This is a genomic window from Amycolatopsis rhizosphaerae (assembly GCF_007713715.1).
GTDB lineage: Bacteria > Actinomycetota > Actinomycetes > Mycobacteriales > Pseudonocardiaceae > Amycolatopsis_E > Amycolatopsis_E rhizosphaerae.
The window spans coordinates 1-7,433 of record NZ_VJWX01000361.1; the positions used below are offsets into that span (position 1 = coordinate 1).

Sequence of the window (7,433 nt, forward strand, 5' to 3'; positions counted from 1 at the left end):
TCTTCCACCACCAGTAGGGGCACGGTCTTCACGAAGATCTCAACAAACCCGGGACCCACAAGTGCTCACCCACCAGCAGCCACCACATCCGAGCCTGCCAAACCAGCCCGAACACACCCCATTAGGGACCCTTCACGGCTTGGGGTGGGACATAAGCGGATCAGACGAGGCGGCCGCCGCCGTCGACGTGCAGCACGGTCCCGGTGACGAACGGGCTGGTGAGCGCGAACAGCACGGCGCGCACCAGGTCTTCGGTGCTGCCGACGCGCCGCGCCGGGTTCTTCGCCGCGGTCGCGCGCAGGAACCCCTGCTTGTCCGCCCCCAGTTTGTCCCAGGCGCCGGAGTCGACGATCCCGGGCGAGATCGCGTTGACCCGCACCGGTGCCAGTTCCACGGCCAGCGCCTCCACCAGGAAGGCCAGTGCGCCGTTGGCGGTCGCCATGACCGCGCGGCCGGGCGACGGGCGCCAGGCGGCGACCCCGGAGAAGAACGTGAACGAGCCGTCCTCGGCCACCTGCCCGGCGAGGTGCTTGGCGAGCAGCAGCGGCCCGATCACCTTGGCGGAGAAGGCGCGCTGCACCGCGGCGAGGTCGAGTTCGGCCACGGGCCCGTTGGCGGGCATCGCGGCGGTGGAGACCAGGTGGTCGAACCGGCCCGCCTTGGCGGCGAGCCCGGCGATCGACTCCTCGTCGGCGAGGTCGACCGGGGCGACCGTGACGGGGGAGGAGATCTCGCCCGCGGTCCATTCGAGCTTGCGCGGGTCGGGTCCGGCGAGCACGAGTTCGGCGCCCTCGGCGGCGGCGGTACGGGCGAGCAGGCGGCCGGTGTGGGAGCCGGCGCCGATGATGATCAGGCGACGGCCGGTCAGGGAAAGAGTCATGACCCGAGCCTCCGGCCCGCCGGCCGATAAGTCCAAGTCAAGTTTCTTGACGTGGCCATAAACTGTGCTCATGACAACCTTGCGGCAGCTGGAGTACCTCGTCACGGTCGTGGCCGAGGGGTCGTTCACCCGGGCGGCCGAGCTGTTGCACGTGACGCAGCCCGCGCTGTCGCACCAGATCCGCGCGCTCGAACACGCCGTCGGCGGTCCGCTCCTGGAACGCCTGCCGCGCTCGGTCCGCCTCACGCCCATGGGGCGGGCGATGCTGCCGCACGCCCAGGCCGCACTGGCCGACGCCGAGCGCGCGCGGTGCGCGGCCCGGCAGGCGGGCGGCCTCGAAGCCGGGGAACTGGAGGTGGCCACCGTCTACTCGGTCACGCTCGGGGTGCTGCCCCCGGTGCTGCGGGCCTGGCGACGGCGCCATCCGGAGATCCAGGTGCGGTTGCACGAACACCGGCACACCGCCGAACTGGCCGAAGCGATGCTGGCGGGGGAGGCGGATCTGGCCGTCGGGCCGGTCCCGGACCAGTGGACGGGGCCGATCCGGGAACTCGGGGTGGAGGAGTTCGTCGTGGTCCTGCCCGCCACCTCTCCGCCGCCCGCGTCCCGGCTCGCCCTGAGCGAGCTGGCCGGGGCGGGCTGGGTGCACTACGCCCCGGGCAACGGGCTCGCCGAGGTCCTCGACGCGGCCTGCGCCCAGGCCGGTTTCCAGCCCAGGGTGGCGATCCGCACGGAGCAGACCGCGGCGGCACCCCTGCTGGCCGAGGCGGGGATCGGGCCCGCGCTGGTGCCGGCGAACCTGCTACCGCCGCAGTTCGACGGTCACGTCGTGCGTCCCGATCCGCCCGTGACCCGCAGGCTCGCCGCCTACACCCGGAGCAGGCCGGACGCGCTCACCGCGGCCTTCGCCGACCTGCTGGCCGAAACGATCTGCGTGCTGCCCGACCACGTCCGCGCCCGGCTCGATCAGGCGTCGTAGTCGAGGTCGAGCCGGGCGCTGGCGGGGCGGAGCTGGCAGGTGAGCACGTAACCGTCGGCGAGGTCCTCTTCGGACAGTACGTGGTTCTGCTCGTGCTCACCCCGTCCCTGGAGCAGCTTGGCCCGGCAGGTGCCGCAGGCGCCGCCGAGGCAGCCGTAGGGGACGTCCACATCGGCCCTCAACAGCGATTCCAGCACGGACTCGGTGCCGGTGCCCGACGCCGTCGCCAGGGTGCCCCGCACCGTCGCGGTGATCACGCAGGGGGTGGCCGTGGTGGCGATGGGCGGACGCGTGGTGGCGTGGAACAGTTCGAAGTGGACGTTGGTGTGCTGCTCCTCCTGAAGCACTTCACGGGCGTTCTCGACCAGCTCCTGTGGTCCGCACAGGTACCAGCTGTCCACATCGAACAAACGATCGGACACGAGTGAGGAGAGCCGGGCGGAGTCGATCCGGCCCGGCAGGTACTCCTCGAAGCCGGTACCGGTGCCGGTCCCACCGTCGGGTTCGCTCCGGAAGTGCAGGATCCGCAGGCGCCCCTCGAACCGCCGCGCGAGCATGCTCAGTTCGTCGGAGAACATCGTCGTCTCCGCCGAGCGGTTCCCGTAGAGCAGCGTGAACCGCGCGGTGCCGTGGACGGTGAGCACGGTGCTCAGCATCGAGATGACAGGGGTTATGCCGCTGCCCGCGGCGATGGCGCCGTAGTGGCGTCCCGGCGCTCCTTCGAGCGTGAACCGGCCCGCGGGCGGCAGCACCTCGAGGCGGTCGCCCGCCCGCAGCCCGGTGGTCAGGAAATCCGACATCACGCCGCCGGGTACCCGCTTCACCGCGATCCGGACCACTTCCGAGGTGGCGGCGGTGCACAGCGAGTAGGTCCGGCGGATCTCCCGGCCGTCGAGCACCTTCCGCACGGTCACGTGCTGGCCCGGGGTGAACCGGAAGTGCGCGGCCAGTTCCGCGGGCACGGCGAAGCCGATCGAAACGCTGTCCGCGGTCAGCGGGCGCACCTCGGCGACCTTGAGCTCGTGGAAGGTCGTCCGGTCACCGGCCGCGCCCGGCCGGTAGGAACCGGTGATCCGCCGCCACGCGCGGTATTCGGAGGGGGTCAGCTCCCGTCCCCACGCGGTGGAGATCGGCACCTCACGGTCCAAATAGGATTCTTCGTTGCGGCGCCAGGCCTGCAGGTAGCGGTAGAACGGGATCGCCGGGTGCAGATGGTGCACCAGGTGGTAGTTCTGGTACAGCAGTACCGGAGTCAGCAGCCACTCCAGCCCGACGCGCATCCGGGTGGCGCGGAAACGGTTCTGCGCGGCGGTTTCCGGCAGGCCGTGGTGCGGCAGCCAGTCGAACCACCAGGCGAGCACGCCGAGCCCGAGGCGTTGCGGGATCAGGTAGATCACCGCGAGCTGCCACAGGTGCCCGGTGACGATCGCGAAGGTCACGCCCACCGCGGTCAGGACCAGCGCGGAGAACGCCTCGGCGACCTCCGCCGGGGGGCGCCGGCGAGCCCTGCGCAGATAGAAACGCGCGTACCAGAAGTCGATGGTCAGCCAGCGCAACGGCCACTGCCACCACGGGCCGTGACTGGTCCAGGCATCCGGATCGGCGTCGAGCGCTTCGTTGGTGTTGCGGTGGTGTTCCAGGTGCAGGTACCGGATCATGCCGAATCCCGCGTAGCAGGCGACGAAGGGCATCGCGAGCCTGCCCAGCACGCCGTTGACGTGCCGCGCCCGGCCCGCCGCGTGGTGGCTCGCCTCGTGGAGCACGGTGAACATGGTGAAGGTGACCAGCGTGTGCAGCGGGATCGTCAGCCAGGGCGCGGCCGAGGCGCCGAGCACCAGCCAGGTCGCCACGGCCCACCCGGCGAGGGAGGCGCCGAACAGGGCGGTCGTCGGGAGGCTGACGCGGGGCAGCGCCACTCCGGGGTCCGGGACGCCCCGGCGCACGGCCAGGGATTCCGGCTCGCTCAGCACTGGTACGCCCATCAAACCACCTTGTCCGATCGCGTGCGGCCAACCGGAGTAATGGTTGACAAAACAGGCTTGATTGTCAACCACTTTGCCCGGTCGCCCGGCGCTGTACGCTGGCGCCCATGGGCACGCTCCGTGAACGGATCCTGGACGCCGGTGTGGAGCTGATCTGCAACCACGGCTGGGACCGGGTCACCATGTCGCAGCTCGCCCGCCGCGTCGGGGTCAGCAGGCAGATGGTGTACAAGGAGATCGGGGCCAGGGACGTGCTGGCCAAGGCCATCATCGGCAGGCACGCCGATCGCTTCCTCGCGGGCGTCGTCGAACACCTGCACGCCCACGGGGCCGACGCGGCCGCGGGCATCGGGGCGGCGGTCGATTACGTACTGCGAGCCGCGGCCGACGACCCACTGCTCAAAGCCGTGCTCGGCGCCCCCCACGTGGGGGAGGAGGACCTGCTCCCCCTGCTCACCACCAATCCGGAGCCGGTGCTCGCGCGCGCGGTGGAAACCGTGTTCTTCCACGCCCGTACGCTCTACGCGGACGCGGGCCTGTCACCGGACTGCCTGGCCACCCTCGTCGAAGTGGTCGTCCGGCTCACGCTGAGCCACCTCACCCAGCCCTCGGGGCCGATAGAACACGCCGTCGCGCAGGCCATCTGGGTCGTGCGCGGGGCACTTCAGGCGCCTCCGGTCTCCTCAGCGGCGGGGGATGTTCCGTAGGTTCGACCGCGCCAGCTCGATCATCCTGCCCACCCCGCCGGTGAGCACCACCTTGCCCGCCGCCAGCGCGAAACCCCTCACCTGCGCGGTGGTGACGTGCGGCGGGATCGACAGCGCGTTCGGATCGGTGACGACGTCGACCAGCGAAGGTCCCGGGTGGGCCAGCGCCTCGGCGAGCGCCTCGCGCACCCCGGCCGGATCGGTCACCCGCAGCGCGTGCAGCCCGGCGGCGCGCGCGATCGCCGCGTAGTCCACCGCGCGGTGGTCGGTCTGGTAGTCGGGCAGGCCGTCCACCAGCATTTCGAGTTTGACCATGCCCAGCGAGGAGTTGTCGAAGACGACGATCTTGATCGGCAGGTCGTGCAGGCGGACGGTGAGCAGTTCGCCCAGCAGCATGCCGAGGCCGCCGTCGCCGGACATCGAGATCACCTGGCGGCCGGGGAAGGCGAACTGGGCGCCGATCGCGTGCGGCAGCGCGTTGGCCATGCTGCCGTGCAGGAACGAGCCGATCACCCGGCGCCTGCCGTTGGGAGTGAGGTAGCGGGCCGCCCACACGTTGCACATCCCGGTGTCCACAGTGAACACCGCATCGTCGGCGGCGAGCTGGTCGAGAACGTCGGCGACGTATTCCGGGTGAAGGGGCACGTGCCGCTCGACGTTGCGGGTGTAGGCGTCCACCACGCCCTCCAGTGAACGCAGGTGTTCGGTGAGCATCCCGTCGAGGAAGTCGCGATCCGGCTTCTGTTCCACCCGGGGAAGCACCGCGCGCAGGGTTTCCCGCACGTCCCCGTGCACCCCGAGCACGAGCGGGGTGCGGCGGCCCAGCCGGCTCGCGTCGTGGTCGATCTGGACGGTGCGGGCCTGCGGCAGGAAGGCATCGTAGGGGAAATCGGTACCCAGAAGGACCAGCAGCTCCGCCTCGTGCATCGCCCGGTAGCAGGCACCGTAACCGAGCAGGCCGCTCATGCCCACGTCGTAGGGATTGCCGAACTGGATCCATTCCTTGCCCCGCAAGGAATGCCCGACCGGCGCGTGCAGACGTCCGGCCAGCCGCAGCACCTCCTCGTGGGCACCGGCGACCCCTGCCCCGCAGAACAGCATGACGGTACGGGCGCTGTTGAGCGCCCCGGCGAGCGCGTCGACCTGGCTCTCCGGCGGGACGAGGATGCCCCGTTCGGTCACGAAATCGCCGGTACCCGTGGGATTGCCCGCCTCCCGGTGGGCGATGTCGCCCGGCAGGACGAGCACCGAGACCCCGCCGCCGGAGAGCGCGCGCTGGATGGCGACGCGCAGCACGCGCGGCATCTGACCGGCGTCGATGATCTGTTCGCAGTAGCCGCTGCAGTCCACGAACAGCCGCTCCGGATGGGTTTCCTGGAAGAAGCCGGTGCCGATCTGGCTGGACGGGATGTGCGAGGCCAGCGCCAGCACCGGCGCCCCCGAGCGGTGCGCGTCGTAGAGGCCCTGCACCAGATGCGTGTTGCCGGGGCCGCAACTGCCCGCGCACACCGCGAGCCGCCCGGTCAGCTGGGCCTCCGCGGCGGCCGCGAACGCCCCCGCCTCCTCGTTGCGCACGTGCACCCACTCGATGCCGCGGGTGCGGCGGATCGCGTCGACGACCGGGTTGAGGCTGTCGCCCACCACCCCGTAGATCCGCGAAACCCCGGCCTGCACGAGGACCTGCACGAACTGCTCGGCGACCGTGCGCGCCATCCCTGGCCTCCCCTCCGAACGCGATCACCTCGTTCGATTGTGGTGGCGGCACGGCCTGCCCGCAGCGCGGGGATTTCCCGCCGGTGCGCTCAGTCGGTGTGGGGGAGGTGTTCGGCGGGGATCACGCCGAAGCGTCCTGCCTGGTAGTCCTCGAAGGCCTTGACGACCTCTTCGCGGGTGTTCATCACGAACGGGCCGTACTGCACCACCGGTTCGCGGATCGGCAGGCCGCCGAGGAGCAGCACCTCGAGGTCCGGCTCGGCCACCGGCTGGCGGGTGGCGGCGGCGAAGGTCAGCGCGCCTCCGGCACCGAACACCGCGAGCTGTCCTTTGTGGATCGGGCGGTCGTCGGCGCCGACCGTGCCGGTGCCCGCCAGCACGTAGCCCAGCGCGTTGAAGTCCTCACGCCAGGGCACCCGCAGCCGGGCCCCCGGGCTGACGGTCGCGTGGATCATCGTGATCGGGGTGTAGGTCGAACCGGGACCCTCGTGGCCGCCGAGTTCGCCCGCGATCACCCGCAGCAGCGCGCCCCCGTCGGAGGAGGACAGCAGTTTCGCCTGCTTGGCCCGGATGTCCTGGTAGCGGGGCGCGGTGAACTTGCTCGCCCTGGGAAGGTTGACCCACAGTTGCACACCGTGGAACAGCCCGCCGGAGACCACCAGGTGCTCCGGCGGCTTCTCGATGTGCAGAATCCCGGAACCGGCGGTCATCCACTGCGTGTCGCCGTTGGTGATCAGACCGCCGCCACCGTGGGAGTCGGCGTGTTCGAACACGCCGTCGAGCATGTAGGTCACGGTTTCGAACCCGCGGTGCGGATGCCATGGCGTGCCCTTCGGCTCGCCGGGCGCGTACTCGACTTCGCCCATCTGGTCCATGTGGATGAACGGGTCGAGCGCCGCGCTGGAGACGCCCGCGAAGGCGCGGCGCACCGGGAAGCCCTCGCCCTCGTAGCCGCTGGGGGCGGTGGTGACCGCGCGCACCGGGCGCTCGGCGGCGGTGGGATCGGGTTCGGCGACTCGCGGCAGGGTCAGGACGTCGGCGGTGATGGCTGGCATCGCGATCTCCTCAGGTAGTTCGACGCTCAACATCTTCCACGCAAAACGTTACCCGGGCCGCGAGCATTCCCCAGCATCGGGGAGACGCGCACGAATGTTCCGGAGAAAGCCGTGAAG

6 protein-coding genes are annotated in these 7,433 nt (G+C 70.8%); 2 read left to right on the forward strand and 4 right to left on the reverse strand.

The annotated features are described in order from the left end of the window. Window positions 1–160 precede the first annotated feature (160 nt). Complete coding sequence (locus FNH05_RS27300; protein ID WP_144591637.1) at window positions 161–880, reverse strand: SDR family oxidoreductase; 720 nt, start codon at window positions 878–880, stop codon at window positions 161–163. A 70-nt stretch (window positions 881–950) separates the two neighbouring features. Here FNH05_RS27300 and FNH05_RS27305 point away from each other — a divergent pair, with 70 nt between their 5' ends. Continuing rightward, entirely contained in the window at window positions 951–1,859 is a 909-nt protein-coding gene (locus FNH05_RS27305) for a LysR family transcriptional regulator (protein ID WP_144591639.1), read from the forward strand. Here FNH05_RS27305 and FNH05_RS27310 read toward each other — a convergent pair. Next, entirely contained in the window at window positions 1,847–3,841 is a 1,995-nt protein-coding gene (locus tag FNH05_RS27310) for a fatty acid desaturase (RefSeq protein ID WP_144591641.1), read from the reverse strand. The two genes, FNH05_RS27305 and FNH05_RS27310, sit on opposite strands and share 13 nt — an antisense overlap. 107 nt (window positions 3,842–3,948) lie before the next feature. On the opposite strand from FNH05_RS27310, the gene FNH05_RS27315 reads away from it, so the two are divergent. Then, window positions 3,949–4,548 carry a TetR/AcrR family transcriptional regulator gene (locus FNH05_RS27315; RefSeq protein ID WP_144591643.1) on the forward strand — a complete coding sequence of 200 codons (600 nt, stop codon included), beginning with the start codon at window positions 3,949–3,951 and terminating at the stop codon, window positions 4,546–4,548. On the opposite strand, the gene FNH05_RS27320 is transcribed toward FNH05_RS27315, so the two are convergent. Further along, on the reverse strand, window positions 4,525–6,261 hold the full coding sequence (locus FNH05_RS27320) for a pyruvate dehydrogenase (protein ID WP_144591645.1): 1,737 nt from the start codon (window positions 6,259–6,261) through the stop codon (window positions 4,525–4,527). The genes FNH05_RS27315 and FNH05_RS27320 overlap by 24 nt on opposite strands. 89 nt (window positions 6,262–6,350) lie before the next feature. Then, window positions 6,351–7,316: a pirin family protein gene (locus FNH05_RS27325; protein WP_144591647.1), complete on the reverse strand. Its 966-nt coding sequence runs from the start codon at window positions 7,314–7,316 to the stop codon at window positions 6,351–6,353. Window positions 7,317–7,433 lie beyond the last annotated feature (117 nt).

What these genes read in the sequence shown, in the direction of transcription:
- FNH05_RS27300 (WP_144591637.1), bottom strand. Translation starts at nt 880, where the DNA reads ATGACTCTTTCCCTGACCGGCCGTCGCCTGATCATCATCGGCGCCGGC.
- FNH05_RS27305 (WP_144591639.1), top strand. Translation starts at nt 951, where the DNA reads ATGACAACCTTGCGGCAGCTGGAGTACCTCGTCACGGTCGTGGCCGAG.
- FNH05_RS27310 (WP_144591641.1), bottom strand. Translation starts at nt 3,841, where the DNA reads ATGGGCGTACCAGTGCTGAGCGAGCCGGAATCCCTGGCCGTGCGCCGG.
- FNH05_RS27315 (WP_144591643.1), top strand. Translation starts at nt 3,949, where the DNA reads ATGGGCACGCTCCGTGAACGGATCCTGGACGCCGGTGTGGAGCTGATC.
- FNH05_RS27320 (WP_144591645.1), bottom strand. Translation starts at nt 6,261, where the DNA reads ATGGCGCGCACGGTCGCCGAGCAGTTCGTGCAGGTCCTCGTGCAGGCC.
- FNH05_RS27325 (WP_144591647.1), bottom strand. Translation starts at nt 7,316, where the DNA reads ATGCCAGCCATCACCGCCGACGTCCTGACCCTGCCGCGAGTCGCCGAA.